Annotated in this window: 21 protein-coding genes; 9 read left to right on the forward strand and 12 right to left on the reverse strand. The window is 43.8% G+C overall.

Annotation, left to right across the window (positions count from 1 at the left end; genetic code table 11):
- Window positions 1–103 precede the first annotated feature (103 nt).
- The 4 genes from CB4_RS19650 to CB4_RS19660 form a co-directional block, all read right to left on the reverse strand.
- Window positions 104–1,873: a competence protein CoiA family protein gene (locus tag CB4_RS19650; RefSeq protein ID WP_096467393.1), complete on the reverse strand. Its 1,770-nt coding sequence runs from the start codon at window positions 1,871–1,873 to the stop codon at window positions 104–106.
- Between the two features lie 207 nt (window positions 1,874–2,080).
- A complete protein-coding gene (locus tag CB4_RS21930; RefSeq protein WP_269459512.1) occupies window positions 2,081–2,215 on the reverse strand; it encodes a hypothetical protein in 135 nt (44 codons plus the stop codon).
- Window positions 2,216–2,699: 484 nt separating this feature from the next.
- Window positions 2,700–2,921 (reverse strand): hypothetical protein, encoded by a 222-nt coding sequence (locus CB4_RS19655; protein ID WP_096467394.1) that lies wholly within the window; start codon window positions 2,919–2,921, stop codon window positions 2,700–2,702.
- 94 nt (window positions 2,922–3,015) lie between these two features.
- Window positions 3,016–3,414: a helix-turn-helix domain-containing protein gene (locus CB4_RS19660; protein ID WP_096467395.1), complete on the reverse strand. Its 399-nt coding sequence runs from the start codon at window positions 3,412–3,414 to the stop codon at window positions 3,016–3,018.
- A gap of 786 nt (window positions 3,415–4,200) precedes the next feature.
- Between CB4_RS19660 and CB4_RS21200 the strand changes: the two genes are divergently transcribed.
- The gene (locus tag CB4_RS21200) at window positions 4,201–4,377 is read left to right on the forward strand and encodes a hypothetical protein (RefSeq protein WP_157738080.1); all 177 of its coding nucleotides are present in this window, start codon (window positions 4,201–4,203) and stop codon (window positions 4,375–4,377) included.
- Window positions 4,378–4,865: 488 nt separating this feature from the next.
- Here CB4_RS21200 and CB4_RS19665 read toward each other — a convergent pair whose 3' ends face one another.
- From CB4_RS19665 to CB4_RS19680, 4 genes are all read right to left on the reverse strand, one after another.
- Window positions 4,866–5,246: a hypothetical protein gene (locus CB4_RS19665; protein WP_096467396.1), complete on the reverse strand. Its 381-nt coding sequence runs from the start codon at window positions 5,244–5,246 to the stop codon at window positions 4,866–4,868.
- A 72-nt stretch (window positions 5,247–5,318) separates the two neighbouring features.
- Window positions 5,319–6,578 carry a hypothetical protein gene (locus CB4_RS19670; RefSeq protein ID WP_096467397.1) on the reverse strand — a complete coding sequence of 420 codons (1,260 nt, stop codon included), beginning with the start codon at window positions 6,576–6,578 and terminating at the stop codon, window positions 5,319–5,321.
- Between the two features lie 642 nt (window positions 6,579–7,220).
- A complete protein-coding gene (rlmD, locus tag CB4_RS19675; RefSeq protein WP_096467398.1) occupies window positions 7,221–8,627 on the reverse strand; it encodes a 23S rRNA (uracil(1939)-C(5))-methyltransferase RlmD in 1,407 nt (468 codons plus the stop codon).
- 122 nt (window positions 8,628–8,749) lie between these two features.
- Window positions 8,750–10,504, reverse strand: a complete 1,755-nt coding sequence (locus tag CB4_RS19680) for a methyl-accepting chemotaxis protein (protein WP_096467399.1) — start codon at window positions 10,502–10,504, stop codon at window positions 8,750–8,752.
- Window positions 10,505–10,698: 194 nt separating this feature from the next.
- On the opposite strand from CB4_RS19680, the gene CB4_RS19685 reads away from it, so the two are divergent.
- The 7 genes from CB4_RS19685 (at window position 10,699) to bacA (ending at window position 15,135) form a co-directional block, all read left to right on the forward strand.
- The gene (locus CB4_RS19685; protein ID WP_096467400.1) at window positions 10,699–11,067 is read left to right on the forward strand and encodes a hypothetical protein; all 369 of its coding nucleotides are present in this window, start codon (window positions 10,699–10,701) and stop codon (window positions 11,065–11,067) included.
- Window positions 11,068–11,116: 49 nt separating this feature from the next.
- Window positions 11,117–11,302 carry a YlaF family protein gene (locus CB4_RS19690; RefSeq protein WP_096467401.1) on the forward strand — a complete coding sequence of 62 codons (186 nt, stop codon included), beginning with the start codon at window positions 11,117–11,119 and terminating at the stop codon, window positions 11,300–11,302.
- Window positions 11,303–11,483: 181 nt separating this feature from the next.
- Complete coding sequence (locus CB4_RS19695; protein WP_373681353.1) at window positions 11,484–12,440, forward strand: cation diffusion facilitator family transporter; 957 nt, start codon at window positions 11,484–11,486, stop codon at window positions 12,438–12,440.
- Entirely contained in the window at window positions 12,418–12,804 is a 387-nt protein-coding gene (locus CB4_RS19700) for an ArsR/SmtB family transcription factor (RefSeq protein WP_096467403.1), read from the forward strand. The genes CB4_RS19695 and CB4_RS19700 overlap by 23 nt, the downstream gene beginning before the upstream one ends.
- Before the next feature lie 9 nt (window positions 12,805–12,813).
- Window positions 12,814–13,299, forward strand: coding sequence for a PaaI family thioesterase (locus CB4_RS19705; RefSeq protein ID WP_096467404.1), 486 nt, complete (start codon window positions 12,814–12,816; stop codon window positions 13,297–13,299).
- Window positions 13,300–13,337: 38 nt separating this feature from the next.
- Window positions 13,338–14,120, forward strand: a complete 783-nt coding sequence (locus CB4_RS19710; RefSeq protein ID WP_096467405.1) for an alpha/beta fold hydrolase — start codon at window positions 13,338–13,340, stop codon at window positions 14,118–14,120.
- A gap of 217 nt (window positions 14,121–14,337) precedes the next feature.
- Window positions 14,338–15,135 (forward strand): undecaprenyl-diphosphate phosphatase, encoded by a 798-nt coding sequence (bacA, locus tag CB4_RS19715; RefSeq protein WP_096467406.1) that lies wholly within the window; start codon window positions 14,338–14,340, stop codon window positions 15,133–15,135.
- A gap of 94 nt (window positions 15,136–15,229) precedes the next feature.
- Here the strand turns inward: bacA and CB4_RS19720 are convergent, their stop codons facing one another.
- Window positions 15,230–15,544 (reverse strand): rhodanese-like domain-containing protein, encoded by a 315-nt coding sequence (locus tag CB4_RS19720; protein WP_096467407.1) that lies wholly within the window; start codon window positions 15,542–15,544, stop codon window positions 15,230–15,232.
- A 171-nt stretch (window positions 15,545–15,715) separates the two neighbouring features.
- Here CB4_RS19720 and CB4_RS19725 point away from each other — a divergent pair, with 171 nt between their 5' ends.
- On the forward strand, window positions 15,716–15,937 hold the full coding sequence (locus CB4_RS19725; RefSeq protein ID WP_096467408.1) for a DUF1128 domain-containing protein: 222 nt from the start codon (window positions 15,716–15,718) through the stop codon (window positions 15,935–15,937).
- 51 nt (window positions 15,938–15,988) lie between these two features.
- On the opposite strand, the gene corA is transcribed toward CB4_RS19725, so the two are convergent.
- From corA to CB4_RS19740, 3 genes are all read right to left on the reverse strand, one after another.
- On the reverse strand, window positions 15,989–16,948 hold the full coding sequence (gene corA / locus CB4_RS19730) for a magnesium/cobalt transporter CorA (protein WP_096467409.1): 960 nt from the start codon (window positions 16,946–16,948) through the stop codon (window positions 15,989–15,991).
- 105 nt (window positions 16,949–17,053) lie between these two features.
- Complete coding sequence (gene lpdA, locus CB4_RS19735) at window positions 17,054–18,478, reverse strand: dihydrolipoyl dehydrogenase (protein WP_096467410.1); 1,425 nt, start codon at window positions 18,476–18,478, stop codon at window positions 17,054–17,056.
- Window positions 18,479–19,771 carry a dihydrolipoamide acetyltransferase family protein gene (locus tag CB4_RS19740; protein WP_096467411.1) on the reverse strand — a complete coding sequence of 431 codons (1,293 nt, stop codon included), beginning with the start codon at window positions 19,769–19,771 and terminating at the stop codon, window positions 18,479–18,481.
- Between the last annotated feature and the right edge of the window lie 4 nt (window positions 19,772–19,775).

Here is a 19,775-nt window from a genome sequence, read left to right on the forward strand (position 1 = left end):
TTCCGATTAACAAAAAAGAAAGCCACCTAAAATTCTACTTTAGAATTAAGATGACATCGGCCCTTTATTATATCAAATTATGAGAACATACTTAGTTGGAAGTTTATCCATATACAACCCATCTATAAAACCGTTCGCCCTTCTCGTTTCCTTTATAAGTGACAAGCCCGCAACCCACAAGGAAATCAAGATACTGACAAACAAAGGGGTATAGTCTGTACTTTCCTGTATGTTCGTATCTTGCTGAACTCGCTCCATGTTCAGAAATAAGATTTTCTGTAATTTCTTTTGCACTTTCAGTTCCCTGTTTTAAATAATGTTTAACAGCTTGCTTTTCCATGTCTGATAGACCGCTTATTTCTTCGTGGATATTTCTTTTTTCATTCTCACTCACTTTAATCCGAGAGCAGGTCTTTACTGCTGTGGCTGTCATACTATGTTGATAGGCAGGAAAAACGTTGCTTGAATGGGCTTTTACGGCAAAATGCTTTTTCTCATCTGTTATCTCTGCTTCTTCATAAGTTCTTCCTATTGCCTGCAAAAAGTCAGAGTAGAATTGAGGTATCTGTGAATCATTTCTATAAAGTTCATAAGGTAGTGTTTCTTCTATCCCCATCGTAATGATGGCATTTTGCTTCTCCTCATGGTAAATGGGCAATTCATCTACTACAACAAAGTAATATTTTCCCCGCGTGTCTATCCTCGCCAGCATATGTATTTGTTCGAGATTATGTACGAACGAATAAAAAGCAAAAGAAAAGTGAGGATCTTTACTATATTTACCTAATCGCATCATCCCTTTATCTTTTAGTCTTAAAAATCGCTTTGTAACCTCCGGCATCCAAAGCTTCCGTCCTCTTTTCTGATAAATAAATTCATTATATATCCATAACTTCCATAACTGAACTGGTGTAGCAATCAATTCAGAATAATTGGTTTGGGCATGGAAAAGACCCGGAAAGTTCTGAGAAGTGAATTGATGTTTTTGGCATAATTGAAGAAAGAGCATCTTTTCTTTTTCTGTCATACTTTTTGTTAACTGTCTTCGTTCCTGCACAATCGCTTTGTATCTTTGTCTAGCTTGCTCAATCTCGGTTTGTTTTCTTTCCTGCTCTTGTCTTTTCTCTTCCTCTTTTCTTTTTCGCTCTGCTTCTTCTTTTATATATAAAAGCTCAATTTCTCTTGACCACCATCGCTGTTTGTTAATCGTTACGTTTTGAAGCGGAATAATAAGTTCTGTTGGGTAGTAAAGAAGTGTGGTATCCAAATCTCCATTTTTTATATAACGGAAAATTTTTTGTTCTGTATTTATATAATGAAGATGTGCAGTATGCTTATATATAACTTGCTCTAATTCCACCAAACGATGCTTTTCTTTATCCTCTTCATGATCTGTCTTCCCATAACGATGTATGGAATCCCCAAGTACCCAAAAGTCTTTAATTCCGGCCTTTTTATATAGTCGATGGCGTTGGAGCCATGCTTCTCCTGAGATTTTATAACATTGGAATTCAAACGCCCACTTTTCTCCATCCGGGTGAATAACGATTACGTCTGATCGTTGATTCGTTTCTTCAATACGATGCTCTATTTCTACCTGTGACTTCGGAAACAAACCTCTAAGCTTGTTATATAATAACAACTTGCCCTCTAGGTGTTCTTTTGTTTCCGGTTCATAATAAGGATACGTACACACTACTTTGGGCTGGTGAGCAAAATGTGCGCGGCGTAAACGTCCTGCTCGAAAAACCATCTGTTCCTTACATTCCGGACAGATAACCCGTTTCTCTACATTGGTCAATTGTCGAAGCCAGTCCTCGCTATTATGTATACAATTGACCGAGTGCCCCTCTTTTGTGACAGCCGAAAACATACCTTTCTCCTTGTGCTTTTAATATTTTCTTATCCATAATAATACCTGCGTATCTATCTTATTCTCACCAATAATTCTCATATTCTCTCGAAGCACGGCTTGGCTTAAATACATCGGCAGAATTGTATACAGACGACTTGCTTTGCGATCGAGGCGAACCGTGCGTGACTATAGGACGCTCTCGCTTGATATATATTGTCTCGCTCTTCAAAGTGCTTTGGTTTCTTTTGATTTTTCGCTTTCTGTTTTTTTAGGTGTTTGATTCGACAGGCAAGGAGCCTTTTCTGCTACTATCTTATTATTTTTTTGCACAATGGCTTCTTTCTGAGTATTGGCTCGCACCGTATATTATTCGAGTCTAAAACACTTTGAAAAGCAGAGCGAATAAAGCCAGTATTGCAAAGTGTACAATGCAGTACATCTGTGATCATGTATTGCACTATTGCTAGCACGAATCCACTGCACCTGCACTTTCCTTGCCTGAAGCTTTCCACCACATCGGGAACAGCACGTGAGAAACCGATCCGTAATATGTACAAAATAAGTCGAATCATACTATTTACTGCAAAAAGTAGCGACACGACAACTCCATACATTTATTGGTATTTTGTACAAACAAGTATATCATTTTTCCTATCCTAAAAGAGTGTGTTTTTTAATAAGTCAGAAAATAATTAAACTTCTATATGTTATTGCTGTATAATCGAAAAAATTGTTACTGAAAAAGCAAAAAAACCGTACTTCTCCCTTTGTGAGAGAAATACGGCTTTTTCACTTTTTTAATTGATGGCAACGCTTTTAATTTTATTTATCCTACCAAATACCTCTATTTAAATTTAACATTGTACTCTCGAATGATATGCTCTACCCACTCATCTGTAGATTTTTCTGCTCGCTTCTCATCAGGAGAATAGATGAACATGCGATAAAAACGTGATGCGAGTAAGATTTCCGTAGCAGTTGAACCGAGGCGATTAACAAGTTCATGATGAATACGAAGCACGAATCTCATGTCATCTTCATCGAACTCAATCATTCCTTTTTTCATCGAATTAACCCTCCGATTTGTAATTTATTCAGTATTGCCCTGTAGCAAACGACTATAATCATGCTTATTCGTTTTAAAGGGTAGTATCTATTCTTCATTCTCTATCCAAATCCTTCTGATAGTGAAGAACTTTAAAAATCTCAGCCAAATTTAGGATATTTTTTAACTCTTCCTGTCCAAGCGCTTTTGTTTCTCCTTTCAAACGAATAGTAACTTCCAACACTGGCTCATTTGCGGGAATATTTTTTTGTACAACGGAAATATCCTCCCGATTGTTCGTGATGCTTTCGCCAAGAAGCAGGTAGTCACATGACACTTCGAAATATCTCGCAAGCTTTACGATTGTATCCATACACGGCTCCCTTCTGCCGAGTTCATAACTGGCATAGGCCGCTCGATGCACACTGATAGCTCGTGCAACATCTTTCTGTACTTTTCCCTGTTCCTTCCTTAGTTTTATTAGGTGTTGGCCAAACCCTGTATATTTTTTCATCTTCTTTCGCCTGCTGTTTTATACCGCAGGCTCCCTCCTTTTTAAAATGTAAAAAAGCGCACCTTGCCCAAAGGCAAAATACGCTTTAAAAAAACTCTCATTCATTATTCTTCGTTTTGTTCCACAAAGGGACTGTACGAAATCCTAAATTATCTTCCGCTGATACTCTACATGTTGGAAACAACGGATATAAAATCATGTTCTATATGGAGTATACGCCAATTAATTACAATAACAAATCTAAACGCAAACAAATTCTTATAATTTACATATCGCTATAGCCCTACTTATTTATGCATGATTTTACTATACTTTATTCATTAGACGTCATCCCACATACACTATCACCTGATACCTCTTACGTCCTGATACCTCTGTACATTCCATCCCGGTACCTCCGTACATTGCATCTCGATACCTCCGTACATTGCATCTCGATACCTAAAGTATATAAAAATGTCGAATGTACCACCTAACCTTCTCACTTTCTTACTAAAATCCCGTCAAAAAAAATAGCCGTACCTGTCCTACAAAAATACGAAAAAGTGGTATAGAATCAGGACTAAAGAAAAAATAGCGATTTTTTATGTCTACACACCAGAAAAAACTGATGAATTGTCGCCATTTTATGTAGTATCGAATCAGTATACCCGATAATTTACCGGGATTTCTATACGGGAACAAGCTGGGATTCTATACCTCGCTTCCTTTATTTTTCTTCGAAAATCTGCTGTTTCATAGGACGGAAAAACTAATGAACACTTATTTTAAGAAAGGGGATTCTCCATGAAACTGGATCGGAAAGAATTTGAAAAGTTAAAGATACTCGAAGATGTCGCTCGAGAAGGATATGTACTCTCTTCTCCTATGTCTCAAGAAGAACAAATAGAGCTGGATGAGGTCACAAAAAGAGCCATAGAAGCTCGAAAGGCAAAAAAGAAAAGCCCTAACAGCGACTCTTAATCTTAGAGAATCATACGTTTGACGGGAATGTATACAACAAATTCCCTTTATTTATACGACTTCTTTCTATCTTACCAATGCGATTGTACACAATTGAGCCTGGAAGCAAAAAATAAACCCTTGATTGTTTACAATTTAGAGAAAGAATCGTCAAAAATAGCGTCAAATAAACAAAAACAATGTACACAATCCAAGAACAGATTGTGTACAATTTTCATCTACAACAACCGGAAACAGCTATAGAATTAGCCTTTTATTGTATACCTTCAAGTTGTTCGGAAACTGTTTTTTTCGACCTGTGACTATATCATACATAAATACAGGTGTACACACTTCCACATCCATTTTATACAATCCAAGCATTGAGTAATGACAAACTTAAACACATATTCCCCAGAGATAATAATTGATGTAAAAAAGGCAGTACGAAACTCACTACCTGAGTTTCGTACTGCCTTTTTTACTTACCCTTAATTAATTTAACTATATCAGGACATCTTGACATCTAACTGAGATTGATCAAAATAAATGGCTCTATTTATTTCTTCTAAAACGACCTTTTTCCCCTTATTATTCTTGATCACATAATCTAATAACTTTGAGGAAACCTTTTTCTTACCATTTTGCCGTAAGATATAATCCCTGATATCAAGTTTAATGCACTTTTCATAGTCATAAACAAAAATCTTAATGTCTATTGTAGTTCCATAATATTCAAAACCTGTGACGTATGAACCGTTTGAACCCAGAGTATTTTTATCTCTTTCGTACATCCTTTGTTTACTCTTCTTAATTCCTTGCGTTAAATAGCCTGCTTTATGAACATTTTTTTCTATTTCTACAATTCTTCCTTTAAGGTTGTTTGCCATAACTAACACTCCTCTGCTATTTGATACCTCAATTATGCAGAGAGTAAGTGGTTTTTTCACGGAAAGTTTTGCTTAAGAATTTTCCCCACCATACCAATATACAGATTCTCGATTAAGTCCCATTATTCTATAAAATATGTTCACTATAGTTTCAAACCAGGACTCTAACATTGTAGATTGATATTGATGGTTAAACGAAGTCATAATATCCTTGTACTCATCATTTACAAAATCAATATACCGAAAAACAGTATTTAACCTCTCATTATCACCATTAAGTAAACCCTGAAGAATCGGTTGAATTCTATATTCAACCTTATCATTAACCTCCATGAAATCAGCTTTTCTGTCATCCCTGTTATCCTTCTTACGTAAAAACAAATAATATGAAATAGGTATTACAACATTAGGAAAAGCATATTCTCCTTCTTCTTTATATTCTTGGATTTTCTCGTTAGTCTGGAAACTTTTTTTGATTTTGTCATAGGTTCTATCGATTATTGGCTTACTTGGCATATTATCACCAGTTGTTATTGTAGAAAGTATAATGGCAATATCTCGTAAACTATATTCGTGTTTCCCCAGAAAATTCACATTAAAATTTTTAAGATCAGAAAAATAATGCATATCAGGTAATGAAATGTTGTAATGATTTTTAATATAGGCATTTCTCATATACTGATACAGTGTTAGAAATGGGTTCTCATTTTGTGGTCTATCAATTGGCTTTTTATTTGCTTTTATTTTATTATAGTTCTCTATCGCTTCAAAAATGATGCCTTCAAGATTTTTGACGTTAAGTATTTCTGTTTTATTTTCAAAATAATCGATAAATATTAATCGTAGAGTTTTATCAATATACTGGTTTAAATCCGTGGAACTTTCTACTATTCGTGCCAATAGAGTATCCATTTCAAAAAGAGCACAGGAGTCATCAGATTTCAGCATCGGAGAGGAATAACAATATTTCTTTTCCTGCATTTCAATATCTATATCCGATGAACTTTTATTACTTTTACATGCGGATTCATAAAACATCGGCTGTAGTTCTTCATCATAGTACAATTTTTGTAACTGTAAGACCTCACATAAATCAGCCTCAAAATCAATCTTTTTTCTACTTTTAGCAGTAAGAGACCTTAAGGTAGTAGTTTTTTCATATAACCACTTAAATACAATATCTGCTTGCAGGGTGCTATCTAAGGATAATTTCTTCACTACATCGTTGTATCCCCTCAAGCAGGTATCAACTTGGGTTTCATAGTTTACATTATCTTCGTTGAGAAGGAGTAGTTTAGTAATTCTTGCTTTTTTAGTTGTTTTATTTTTCATTATGCACGCCTCTCCATAAAAATTGCTCTCTCATTTACCAACTAATTAGCGAGGAACATTGCTTTAAATGATTTTATCGTGACAACACTGCCGCTTTTTCATTCTTTTTCAAGGTCTTAACACGATTCAGTATACCAGACTGCTACTTGCAAAAATACGCACCAACACTTTTATCCTCTTTTTTCGCCTATAACTATGTTCCGAATTAATAAAGTCGTGCTACCCAATCCCCCTTCAACCCGCATTCCTATGCCACCTAATTTATCCCATTTGAAATAAAGTCGTTCACGAATCGCTCATTTTCCCGATTTTTTTCTCCATTTTTTCTGCCACAACTTTATTCTTTTATAAATAAAGTCGTGCTACAAAGGAAAGGGATTGGGGGCACAGGTACAGGCTTTTTTTCTGCCTTTTTTCATGCTTTTGGGGTTCGTAGAACCCTCCTCTCTTTCTTTTCAATCCTTGTTATAATAAGGTTTTTTCACTTTTCATCAGCTTTTTAAACCAGGAAAAAGGTATGGTATCAAAACAAGAAAAAGGTGCAAGGAATCGGGATTTCTCCTTTTTTCTCACACCTTTTTTCAGCTCTTTTGAGCAACTTTATTTCGATTTTGCTACGAGTTTATTTAATGTGGCACGGGTTTATTTTTTCGTTACAACACATTTAACAAGCAAGCAGACTGATTCCACATGCGCGGTATTTGGAAACATGTCCACCGGCTGAATCCACTCTATCCGGTATCCTTTCGCCAGATATGCGACATCCTTAGCCAGCGTCGACGGATTGCATGACACATACACCATTCGCGCAGGCTTCGCACGCAGAATCGCATCAAGCAGCGCACGGTCGCAGCCGGTACGCGGTGGGTCCACGACGACTACATCTGGGCGCTCGCCTTGCTTCACCCACTGTGGTAGCAACTCTTCCGCTCGCCCAACATAAAACGTTGCGTTCGTAGTCCCGTTCAGCACTGCGTTCTGCTTCGCATCTTCAATCGCTTCTGGAATGATCTCAATCCCACGCACATCTTTTGCATCACGAGCCAACCAAAGCGCAATCGTTCCGACACCGCAGTACGCATCCACCACCCGCTCGTTTCCTGTCAGTGCCGCCGCTTCTGCTGCCGCCTTATATAACTTGATCGTCTGCGCCGGATTCAACTGGAAAAACGCCCGTGGCGATAGTGCATACGTAAGATCACCAAGCGTCTCCTTAATATACGGTTCACCCCAGAGCGGTACCGTTACATCACCAAAAATAAGCGATGTTTTTTTCAAATTAATATTATGGCTAACACTCGTCAGCTTCGGTAGACGCATCCGCAGTTCGGATACGATCTCTTTTTTGCGTGGCAGTTCATTTGTTGCCGTCACAAAAATAAGTTGTTGCTCGCCCGTAGCAAATCCAGCGCGGGCAACAACTGTACGCACGACCCCTGTTCGTTTCTTCTCATTGTATGGAGCAATATGAAGCTTCTCCAGCACATCCCGGGCAGCCTGTACCATTTCATTCGTTGCCGGATGCTGCACCGGGCAGCCGCTAATATCAACCAGACTGTGACTCGCTGGAGAATACAACCCAACTGCAATTCTCCCATCCTGTGTTCCCACCTGAAGCTGAGCTTTATTGCGGTAACTCCACGGCTCATCCATGCCGAGAATCGGACGCAGTGGGATCTGATCTGTCCCCATATAGCGTGCGAATGCCCCCCGCACAATGTCTTCTTTTGCTTTCAACTGTCCATCATAAGACACATGCTGCATCTGGCAGCCGCCGCACTCTTCGTACACCGGACAGGATGGCTTCTGGCGCTGCGCGGATGCCTGCTTAATTTTTTTGACAAGCCCTTCGGCAAATGTCGGACCGTCTTTTGTGATCTTAACTTCTACTACTTCATCCGGTAGCGCTCCCGGAATGAATACCGCTTTCTTCTTGTAATAACCGATTCCTTCTCCATTAATACCGATTCGCTTTATTGTAACGAGAATCTCCTGGCCGATCCGAAGCTGTACCGTGCCTGCCTGATTCGTATTTTTATTCTTCTGCATCCATCATTCATCCTTATTTCCTGCTAGGCAGGTTGTTCACATTATATCGCCTCATTATAGCATACCAAAAACCCCGCAGGCGTCGATACGACCTGCGGGGTCCATAGCAGTAGCATTATTTATTACATATACGAACGATGTTTTTGCTTCTCGGCGATAATACTCTCCTTCAAGCTCGTAAGCTTCTCCATTACTTCACGCGAAGCATCGGCCAGGTCACGCAAGCAGCGCTCAGCCGTTGGGCGATCTCCCCGGTTATAAGCCTGAACCGCTTCTTTGGCCAGACTGTGGACACGGGCATGCGGTGCTTCAATCACTCGATACAGCGGACTGTCACCGAATAGGCGCTTCGCTTCTCCGTAGTACCACTTACCAAGACGGCAGTCAAAATGAGACGCCACATCTTTCTCATCAATTTTCTCAAATCCGAGCAGCAAATTGTAAACCTTCCAGCGCCAGAGTAAGTGATCAGTGATGGCCAGCTGAAGCAAGTCTTCCTGACTCATTTTCATATTTTTCGAGATTGAACGCACCCGATACTCGTCAATCATCTTACTTAACTGATAAACGGCCTCCCCGGTACGCCGTCCGATGGCGGCTCCCTTCTCAATCGCTTCGACAATGTTATGATTGCGTGCCGTAATATCATCGGTTGCCGCTGCCTGTTCCTGACTGATTGCTGCAATCTCTTCAAAGTGTCGGCCAATTTCATGAATACCTACATTCATGCCTTGCAGATCAGCCGATACATTCGCCAGCTTCTCAACGCCTTCATGCAGGCGGTTCGAAGATTGGCTCGTTACATTTTTAATCTCAGACGTGATGCTATGCAGTTCATGCATATCATCCGTGATATGGGCTACCGACTGTTTTGTACTATCCGCAAGCTTGCGCACTTCTTCTGCTACAACTGAAAACCCTTTGCCATGTTCACCCGCACGCGCCGCTTCAATGGATGCGTTAAGGGCAAGCATATTTGTCTGATCGGCAATGCTTTTAATGGCATCAGTCAGCTTGCTCATACTGTTGACGCGTCCATACAGTTGATCTACCTGGCCCGCAATCGTTACCTGCTCTGCATCCATCTCATGCAACGAATTCATAACAGCACCAAGTGCAGAAACGCCGCTATCAAGCTTATCAATCGTATCCGTCGCATCATGTGCCACACTCGCAATCGAACTTGATACTTCTTCTACTCCGGCGTTTAACTCTTCCATCGCTGCGCTGACCGCAGCCGAGTCTTTCATCTGCTGCTCCTGATAGAACAATAGATCGCGCACTTCGTCAATATTGGCATTGTATTCAATAATGGTCGACAATCCACCAATAAAACTGTTAGCTTGCAACTCCATATATGTCTCCACCACAATCTGCTGATCGAGTGTAATCATACTTTCGTATGCAAGAAGTGCATCTGTCATCACCGCCGGGCGCTTCGCAAACGCTTGCACAATATGTGGAATAAACAACTGATTCAGCAGGGTAAACGCTGGAAAAAACCAGTCCGGTGTCAGGCCGATGCGCGCATGTGCTTCCGCAATGGCGCGGCGCTTAAATACGTATTCAAGATCAAGCTTATCATCAAACAGACTGATCATATACGCATAAAACGTCTTCTTGAGTTTTTGCTCATCCGCATGATTGACCAATATCTGATGTAAAAACGACACTTCATGCAAACGGGCATAAAATTTATCCACAATTTCCTGATGGTGCTTCTCAAATACACCTTTTAGACTATGCACAATTTCTTTTTGGATTTTGGAAATACCCAGGAAGTCAAGCTTCTCTTTTAATCGTTCATTCGCTGAAATATCCGAATGATGTTCCGTATTGAAATAGCTATAGTTCGTCATTTTATCTTTAGCAAACATAACCTTTCACCCCTCAATCTCACTCTTTTTACGTATACAGCTCCCTATCTAACTTTTATTTTACCACTATTAAAGGACTAATTAACTAGATAATAAAGAAATAAAGCGACATTTTCCTGAACTTACTATCATACAGAGAATTGTATGTCTGCTACAATAACGAAATAGAGTACTGATTGTCAGGGGGATGCACCATGTCGACTTCGACAGCCATTACAACGCTAGAAACACTCGCAGCCATTCATCGTTGTAATGATGAGAGTCAATTATATACACAAATCGTGCACAATTTTGCACGCCTTCCTCACTTCTCCTGGATCGGAGTGTATCTGGAGACAGAAGGCCTGCCTATGCTAGCTGCTTCTTCTGCAGATACACCACTTGATTCCCTGGCTCGCCAGTCGATTCTGCAAATTCCGATCGGGACAGAAGAAGAGTATTACGGAAAACTTACGATTATTGCTCGCCCATCATGTACAATTGATGAGGCTGATTATATGGGATTGACCAAAATCGGGCATGAACTCGGCAAAAAAATTACCACACTCCGCACATCTGAATGATTTTGTCTAATGCCCGAATCGTTTATAATGAGACAGAGGTGAAAAACGGATGACAACTTATCAAAAACAGTCGCTTCTCATTGCGATTCTTGGTGTCGCTTCCTTAATGGGTGTTGGTATTTCTTTTGCTGAACGCAATTTTCTTATGGCCATAGTTTGTACAATCATCGCCATACTTGTAATCGGGATTGGTTTTATGAACAAGGCGAAGCACCGAAAAAATGGGACACTGTAGCTTGATCTGGCAACAGTCAAAATAGTACCAATAAGTAGATGTACAAAAAATCCCGATCAAAAACGGTCGGGATTTTTTTGCATACCTTATACTAATATTCAAATGAATACTTGAATAAATGAAGAGATCCATATACACTGGAGCTACCATCTACTTACGAACAGGAGGATTTTGTATGGGTATGCATCATCACGATCACGACCACCATGGCCATGATCATCACGGAGGGCATCATCACCATCATGGCGAGCATGCCAATGAGAACACTCTGCTGTGGGCATTTTTTTTAATTGCTGGCTTCATGATTGTCGAGTTTATTGGCGGCTTTTTCACGAACAGTCTCGCCCTGCTGTCCGACGCGGGGCATATGCTGAGTGACGCTGCTTCGCTTTTTTTAAGTGTAATGGCAATGTGGCTGGCGCGTAGGCCAGCTACCTCGACGAAAACATACGGGTATAAGCGAACTGAGATCCTCGCTGCGTTTCTGAACGGCCTTACGCTGGCTGTCATCTCGATTTACATTTTTGTCGAGGCGTACGATCGCTTTTTTGAACCGCAACCCGTCGCCAGTCTTACCATGATGCTGATTGCTGTCATCGGTCTTGTTGTCAACATCGTGGTCGCCTGGATTTTGATGCGGGGCGGCGATACACATGATAACCTCAATGTACGCAGCGCTTTTCTGCATGTGCTCGGCGACATGCTCGGTTCTGTCGGCGCGATTGCAGCCGGTGCCTTCATCTGGCTATTCGGCTGGACCATTGCCGATCCGATTGCCAGTGTCATTGTAGCTGCTCTCGTGCTCCTATCTGCCTGGAGAATTATTCGAGATTCTGTTAACGTATTAATGGAAGGCGTACCGAGCGGTATGGACATCGAGCGCATCCGACATGCTGTACTGGAACTTGATGGAGTGGATGCAATTCACGATCTGCATGTGTGGACCGTTACCTCAAGCTTCCCGTCTCTTAGCTGCCATGTTGTCATCAAAGATTACACACAGGCCGGAGATATTCTACGAACAGTCAATCAACTATTCAAAGATCAATTTGGCATCAAACATACAACCATTCAAATTGAAGATGCAGCCATGTGCGCCAAAGGAGATATGTGCGATGAAGAAGACCACCAGCACTGAGCCCTCGGTGTGCCATCTTCCTGCAGAAGAGGTACATAGCCTGCGGAAAGAACTGGCTCCCCGTCCGATTGAGCATCTGGCCGCCCTTTTTAAAGGGCTGGCCGATGCGAATCGAGTCAAGATCGGCTATATATTAACCCGACATGAGGAGTTATGTGTGCACGATATCGCTGATCTGGCAAGCATCTCCGTTGCCAATGCGTCGCATCATCTGCGGCTGATGCGTACACTCGGCTTAACAAAGACACGCAAAGAAGGTACCACTGTTTTTTATTCCCTGACCGATGATCACGTTCACCGCATTCTGTTATTAGGTATGGATCATATAGAGGAAGGGAAACATCACGAAGATTATACAGAATAGGAGAGTTCCATGGACAAGCAACAACTGCTAGCAGCAATCGAACAACTGTCAGACCGTGAGTGCAAAGCAATCGAACGTACACTGACAGCTGTACAAAATATGAAAGAAAACAAATATCCCTTTCTTGGCAATTTTCTTGGTGTGACCGAAGAGACAGACGCAGATTCGGAAACATTCGTCTGCTCGATGCCAATCGGGCGCGAGGTGCTGAATCCGTATCGCATCGTATACGGCGGTATTACCGCAACGCTTGCGGATATGGCTATGGGCTGGATGCTAGAAAAGCGTATTTCCGGGCAGGATAAGTTTGTCACACTGGACATGCATACGAACTATCATCGAGCAGGTACAGGCAAGCGGCTCATTGCGACCGCGCGAGTTATCAACCAGGCGCAGGATATCTGGCAAATGGCGTGTGACGTACATAACGACCGGGGTGATCTGGTCGTGACCAGTACCGGCACGTTCCTGCAGCTACATCGCAGCCGCGACTAAGCCTTACTCTTCCCGATGCCTGGAAAGGGGCTAGGATCATGAAACAAACCGTACAGACAAATGGCATTTCACTCGCGTATCATGAAGAAGGACAGGGGGAAGCTGTTGTATTCCTCCACGGTTTTTGCGGCAGCTCTGCTTACTGGGAACGAATTGTGCCCGAACTTTCCCGTACATTCCGGGTGATTACCCCGGATCTGCGCGGGCACGGCGCAAGCGCGGTAAGCACTGGCACGTATTCGATGGACTTGCTGGCAGACGATATTGCCGGACTACTCAAGGCACTCAATCTTGAACAGGCATATGTGTTCGGTCATTCTCTTGGTGGGTATGTGACGCTTGCCCTGGCAGATAATCATCCAGAACTGGTAAAAGGATTCGGGCTCATCCACTCCACCGGGATGCCGGATGATAAGAAAGCAAAAGAAATTCGACAGGAAGATGCCGCACGCATCGAGGAGGAAGGAATCGAGCCGTTCATCAATGAGCTGATTCCGAAGCTTTTCACACCCAAAAACCAGGAAGAGATGAAAAATGTAGTGGAGCACACTCGCCAGATCGGTCTAGCCACCCCTCCTAAAGGTGCAATCAACACCTTAAAAGGCATGGCAGTACGCCCGGACCGCACGACGTTCCTTACAAAAGCAAAATGTCCCGTATTGCTTGTCACCGGAGAAGACGATCACGTCATTCCATCGGAAAACACATGGACCGGCGCACCAGAGCATGCTGTGCGAGAAACATACTCCCACTGTGTTCACATGAGCATGTACGAAGCGCCAGACAAGCTCATCCATACCATTCAAAATTTCGTAAAATGAACAGAGGCAATCAGCATCGTATTCTAGCGTGCTGATTGCCTCTTTCGTTTTACCTTCGATTCCCTCGAGCGCTTCACGCACATCTGTTTCTCCTCCGTATTTTGTACGTTTATTAATTTTTTACATAAAAAATATGGTGAGGGCACGCGATCAATTATATAATAAAGGCTGGTCAATAAAGATTTAAAACCGCTAATGCTTATTTTGGGGGATACACATGGAACACTATTGGATTGCCATTATCTTAGGTATCGTGGAAGGCTTAACAGAATTTTTGCCAGTTTCCTCCACGGGCCATATGATTTTGATGGCAGATTTACTCAATTTTGACGGGGACAAGGCCAAAACATTTGAAGTCGTGATTCAACTTGGTTCGATTGCTGCTGTTGTGTTTGTGTTCTGGCGACGCCTGCTCAGTCTGATTGGAATCGGACGCTCACGCACGTACGGTCCGCAGTTGAATTTGCTGCATGTAATTATCGCTGTACTTCCAGCTGGTTTGATGGGTGTGTTACTGCATGACTTTATCAAGAAACATTTATTCTCCCCATACACGGTGCTCATGGCGCTAGTGGCGGGAGCGATTCTGATGATTGTAGCAGAGCGCTTTCAACCGCGCACAACAGCACCGACCATTGATGATATCACCTACCGTCAGGCGTTTGGTATCGGTTTATTCCAGTGTCTGGCACTCTGGTCCGGGTTCTCCCGCTCCGGTGCAACGATTGCAGGCGGTCTGTTGCTTGGGACAAGCCATAAAGCGGCTGCTGAGTTTACCTTTATCGTGGCAATTCCGGTTATGATAGGGGCAACCGGATTGGACCTGATAAAAAGCATGCACTTCCTTTCAGCCAGCGATTTCGGTTTTTTCGCAACCGGCTTCGTAACGGCGTTCGTTGTTGCCATGCTGGCGATTGTGTCATTCCTGAAGCTCTTGCAACGAATCAGCTTGACACCATTTGCGATTTACCGCCTGCTTCTGGCAGCTGTGTTCTACCTGTTTGTGCTTCGGTAATGAAAAAGAGACTCTCGCATTTTGCGAAAGTCTCTTTTTTACTATAATAGGTCTGGCAAAATCCCGCACAGCATCAGCCGTCCTTTCTTTCTTTTCACTCTTCAATGTAAGGCGCGACTTCCGCCATACCGCCTTCTACGTTCACAATTTTCTCGAACCCGTGATTCAATAGGAACTGCGTCACATGCCAGCTGCGAACACCGTGTGCACACATCACAAAAATTGTCTGATCCCGATCAAGCTCCACAAGACGCTCGGGTACAGTATTCATCGGCATATGATTTGCTTTCTTTAGATGCCCCACTTCCCATTCATACGGTTCGCGTACATCCATAATATAACTTTCGTCGAGTGCTCCCTGCTTATACAAATCCGCAAATTCATGCGCAGAAATCGCATTTACTGTCATGCTGTTTGTTTCCTCCTCATAAGCTTCTGCTTTTTTCCTTATCGTTATTATAGCCAGAGTATACGTGTTATTGCCACTCTGTCTATGTTGCAAATGCGCGGTGCAAGTAGAGACCCTGCACAGAACATGCTACAATGGATGAAATACGCCATGAAGGAAAGGATGAACGGAATGAACCTGACAGAAAACACACCTGAAAATATTGAATATATGATTGAAGCGATCAAGGATAAGCTGCGCATCGCGAATGCCAGCGCTGTAAAAGCGACTCACTTCGATGACAGCAAATACGAGGACCTCAAAGATATTTATGATATGGTTATGTCACGTACACAGTTCAGTATTAGCGAAATGGAAGCAATCGTGAACGAACTAGGCAGCCTACGCAAATAAACTTTTAACAAAAAAGCAGCCCGATACAGTGGCTGCTTTTTTGCGTTCTACCTATTTATGCATATCAAGCCATCCCTTACGGCGGAACCAGAGGAACATACTCCCTCCGATGACCACCATTATCGCCAATACAGCAAAATAGCCATACTTCCAATCCAGCTCAGGCATATTCTTAAAGTTCATTCCATACACGCCCGCAATAAACGTCAACGGGATAAAAATAGACGAAATAATCGTCAATACCATCATGACATTGTTCATCCGATAGGAGTTCACCGAGATATAGTTATCCCGCATATCCGCTGTCATCTCCCGGCTTGAATCAATCATCTCAGCAAGCCGCAACAGATGGTCATAAATGTCCGTGAAGTACAGATGATGCTCTTTGAACTCTGTTAATCGTTCTGAGTTTACTACACGATACAGCAAATCCCGCATTGAGCCAACTGTCCGACGTAGCTTGAGAAGATCCGCTCGAATTGCAAAGACTTCATCCATCAGCTTACGCCCCGGTATGTGCCGCTCGTCCGTATCCAGCTCACTCAGTGCATCTTCAATCCGGTACACAGACGGAAAATAATAATCGACCAGTTTATCAATCAGCAAATAGGCGATATATACCGGCCCACCAGAACGACCCGGTATCGCCGCAAGGAACTTCCGCCGCACCTCATCAAGCTCATGCAGCGGCTTCAGGTGGAACGATACGAGAAAATTCGGACCGACGAACATGTCGACTTCCTCCACATCAAGCGTCGTTTGGTTCAGCGAATGCAGAACGAAAAACAAGTAGTTTTCATAATAGTCGAGCTTGGGTCGCTGCAGAAAATGCAGACAATCTTCAATCGCCAGCGGATGAAAATGAAAGTGCGTATCTAACAGCCTCGCTTCGTCTTCTGTCGGCACATTGAAATCGACCCAATACCAGTCGATATCCGCAGCGGATAGGCGTGAGAGCGGGATGTTTTCCAGCAACTCCCCTGTTGTCGTTATCGCAAGCGTCGTAATCACACGTCAGTCTCCTATTCTATATGCCTCTTTCTTGTTATTGTATGCTCACCGCCTATTCCTTGCAAACGCACAGCGGGGACATGACCGTCCCCGCTGTGCGTTTTTCTATTTATTCACAATATGAATCGCATGCCCAAGTGCTGCACAAGCTGCTTCGAGCCATACCTCACTAAGTGTCGGATGCGGGTGAATGGTCAGCGCGATATCTTCCACCCGAGCCCCCATCTCCAGTGCCAGTACTCCTTCCCCAATCAAGTTCGATGCATCCGGTCCACTCATATGAAACCCGAGCAGCAGATGACTGTCCGCCTCTACAATCACCTCAGCTATCCCTTCGGCTTCTCCGGTCGCAAGTGCGCGCCCATTCGCCCGCACTGGGAACTGACCTACTTTCACAACATATCCCCGCTGTTCCGCTTCTTCCCGTGTCAAGCCCACTCCCGCAATCTGCGGCTCCGTAAAAATCACATACGGAATAAAAGAGGAATCCACCGCGCTCGGCAACCCACCGATCACTTCTGCCGCCACAATCCCTTGTTTAGATGCACGATGCGCCAGTGCCGGACCTGGTGTGCAATCCCCAATCGCAAAAATATGCGGTTGATTTGTCCGGCACTGCTCATCTACCAGGATATAACCGCGTTCATCCGTCTGCACACCTGCTTGTACAAGCCCGAGATCTTCTGTATGCGGCACACGACCGATTGTGACCAGCACTTTTTCACTTTCAATCGTGTATGCGTTACCAGGCATAGTCTTCACATGCAACTGTACTCGCCCGTTTTCTATCACCGCGTTCTCCACCCTCGTTCCGGTATGGATATGTATGCCCACTTGCTTTGCATGACGCAGTACATCCTTCTTGAATGTTGATGCTACCTGCGGCAGTACATCTTCCTCCGCTTCCACAATCTCCACCTGACAGCCCAGCCGAGCAAGCGCCATGCCGAGTTCCATGCCGATATAGCCCCCGCCGATAATCGCTACACTCGCAGGCATCTCAGTCAACGCGAGAATGTCTGTCGAATCAAGAATGTGCGTTCCGTCAACCGAAAGAAATGACGGAATCATCGGCCTAGACCCGGATGCGATAATCGCCTGCTCAAATCGGTACGTTTCAAAATCGCCACCTGTCTCCACACCGATGCGGTCTGATGACAGGAACACCGCCTGACCGCATACGATAGTCACACCATTCTTCTCGCACAACTGGCGCACTCCACGATTGAGCTGCCCGATGATCTCCTGCTTGTGTTTCTGCCAGGCGGTCAGCGAGAACTGTATGTCACCCTGTGGAAGTGTAATCCCGATCCCTGCGAGCCGAGATAGCTTCGCATATTCCCCGGCAGCATGAATGAGTGCCTTTGATGGAATGCAGCCCCGATTCAGGCAGACACCGCCAAGCTCTTCTTTTTCGACCAGTACAACTGATTTACCAAGCTGGCCAAGCCGGATAGCGGCGGCATACCCACCCGGCCCACCTCCGATCACGACGATATCTGTTTCTATGACCACTTCTCCGACTACCATCTACACCAACTCCATAAATAGAAGTTCCGGATTTTCCAGCAATTTCTTGATCCGGTTTGTAAATCGCACAGACGCGACACCGTCAATAATCCGATGGTCGAACGATAACGACACATTCATCATGTCGCGAATGACCATCTCCCGGTTGCGCACAACGGCACGCGGCTCTATTTTATGCAAGGCAAGAATCGCAGCTTCCGGGTGATTGATGATCGGTGTTGCCTGCTGACCGCCAATCGATCCGACGCTTGTGATCGTAAACGTACCGCCACTCATGTCGGAAAGCGTCAGTTTTCCCGTACGCGCTTTCTCCGCCAGCTCCCGAACTTCTCCCGCAATGGCAAACACCGATTTCCGATCTGCATGCTTAATGACAGGTACGACAAGCCCTTGCTCTGTATCCGTTGCCACGCCAATATGATAGTAGTTTTTTAAAATGATCTCGCCGGTGCTGTCATCGACGGATGCATTAAACATACGGAATTGTTTGAGCGCAATCACAACCGCCTTGATGAAAAATGGCAAATACGTCAACTTCACACCATGCTCCTCGGCATGCGGCTTCATCCGATTACGAAGTGCAATCAGCGCATCCATCTCCACGTCGTCAAAATGCGTCACATGCGGGATGACCGTTACCGACTTCACCATATGCTCGGCGATCTTTTTACGGATGCCAGCAAGCTTTATGCGTTCCTCTGTTTCTTGCGGCAGATCGCTTGCAAGATGCGGCGCGGCGATGACAGACTGCTTCACTTCAGGCGGTATCTGATCTGTGGCAGCAAAAGAAGTCTGTGATGTTGTATCCTGTTGTACCGGCTCCGATTTTGCAAATCGATGTACATCCACCTCAAGCACACGGCCTGCCGGACCGCTTCCTGCTACCTGCTCCAGATCAATGCCCAGACTGCGTGCCAGCTGCCGCACATACGGGGCCGCCAGTGCGCGATGAGTCTTGGCAACAGATGATACTGCTAGAATACTGTTAGAGACCGAAGAGGCCACTATCTTTTCCTCCGATCGTACCGCAGCTGTTTCTATTTCCGTTTTTTCTCCCACCCCATCGTCAATCACAAACATAACCTGCCCGACATGTACCGTATCCCCTGCCGCAAACAACAGCCGCGTAATCACACCGCTGACCGGCGCAGATAGCTCCGCGTTCACCTTATCGGTCTGCACTTCCACTACCGACTGATCCTGATCCACATGATCGCCTTCTGCGATAAGCCAGCGAGTAATTTCTCCTTCATGCATTCCCTCTCCCACATCAGGAAGCTTGAACTCTACCATGGCG

Source organism: Aneurinibacillus soli (assembly GCF_002355375.1).
In the GTDB taxonomy this organism is placed as follows: domain Bacteria; phylum Bacillota; class Bacilli; order Aneurinibacillales; family Aneurinibacillaceae; genus Aneurinibacillus; species Aneurinibacillus soli.

What these genes read in the sequence shown, in the direction of transcription:
- CB4_RS19665 (WP_096467396.1), bottom strand. Translation starts at nt 5,246, where the DNA reads ATGGCAAACAACCTTAAAGGAAGAATTGTAGAAATAGAAAAAAATGTT.
- CB4_RS19680 (WP_096467399.1), bottom strand. Translation starts at nt 10,504, where the DNA reads ATGTTTGCTAAAGATAAAATGACGAACTATAGCTATTTCAATACGGAA.
- rlmD (WP_096467398.1), bottom strand. Translation starts at nt 8,627, where the DNA reads ATGCAGAAGAATAAAAATACGAATCAGGCAGGCACGGTACAGCTTCGG.
- CB4_RS19650 (WP_096467393.1), bottom strand. Translation starts at nt 1,873, where the DNA reads ATGTTTTCGGCTGTCACAAAAGAGGGGCACTCGGTCAATTGTATACAT.
- CB4_RS19710 (WP_096467405.1), top strand. Translation starts at nt 13,338, where the DNA reads ATGAAACAAACCGTACAGACAAATGGCATTTCACTCGCGTATCATGAA.
- CB4_RS19700 (WP_096467403.1), top strand. Translation starts at nt 12,418, where the DNA reads ATGAAGAAGACCACCAGCACTGAGCCCTCGGTGTGCCATCTTCCTGCA.
- CB4_RS19740 (WP_096467411.1), bottom strand. Translation starts at nt 19,771, where the DNA reads ATGGTAGAGTTCAAGCTTCCTGATGTGGGAGAGGGAATGCATGAAGGA.
- CB4_RS19670 (WP_096467397.1), bottom strand. Translation starts at nt 6,578, where the DNA reads ATGAAAAATAAAACAACTAAAAAAGCAAGAATTACTAAACTACTCCTT.
- CB4_RS21200 (WP_157738080.1), top strand. Translation starts at nt 4,201, where the DNA reads ATGAAACTGGATCGGAAAGAATTTGAAAAGTTAAAGATACTCGAAGAT.
- CB4_RS19685 (WP_096467400.1), top strand. Translation starts at nt 10,699, where the DNA reads ATGTCGACTTCGACAGCCATTACAACGCTAGAAACACTCGCAGCCATT.
- CB4_RS19655 (WP_096467394.1), bottom strand. Translation starts at nt 2,921, where the DNA reads ATGAAAAAAGGAATGATTGAGTTCGATGAAGATGACATGAGATTCGTG.
- CB4_RS19690 (WP_096467401.1), top strand. Translation starts at nt 11,117, where the DNA reads ATGACAACTTATCAAAAACAGTCGCTTCTCATTGCGATTCTTGGTGTC.
- lpdA (WP_096467410.1), bottom strand. Translation starts at nt 18,478, where the DNA reads ATGGTAGTCGGAGAAGTGGTCATAGAAACAGATATCGTCGTGATCGGA.
- CB4_RS19660 (WP_096467395.1), bottom strand. Translation starts at nt 3,414, where the DNA reads ATGAAAAAATATACAGGGTTTGGCCAACACCTAATAAAACTAAGGAAG.
- CB4_RS19725 (WP_096467408.1), top strand. Translation starts at nt 15,716, where the DNA reads ATGAACCTGACAGAAAACACACCTGAAAATATTGAATATATGATTGAA.
- CB4_RS19720 (WP_096467407.1), bottom strand. Translation starts at nt 15,544, where the DNA reads ATGACAGTAAATGCGATTTCTGCGCATGAATTTGCGGATTTGTATAAG.
- bacA (WP_096467406.1), top strand. Translation starts at nt 14,338, where the DNA reads ATGGAACACTATTGGATTGCCATTATCTTAGGTATCGTGGAAGGCTTA.
- CB4_RS19695 (WP_373681353.1), top strand. Translation starts at nt 11,484, where the DNA reads ATGCATCATCACGATCACGACCACCATGGCCATGATCATCACGGAGGG.
- CB4_RS19705 (WP_096467404.1), top strand. Translation starts at nt 12,814, where the DNA reads ATGGACAAGCAACAACTGCTAGCAGCAATCGAACAACTGTCAGACCGT.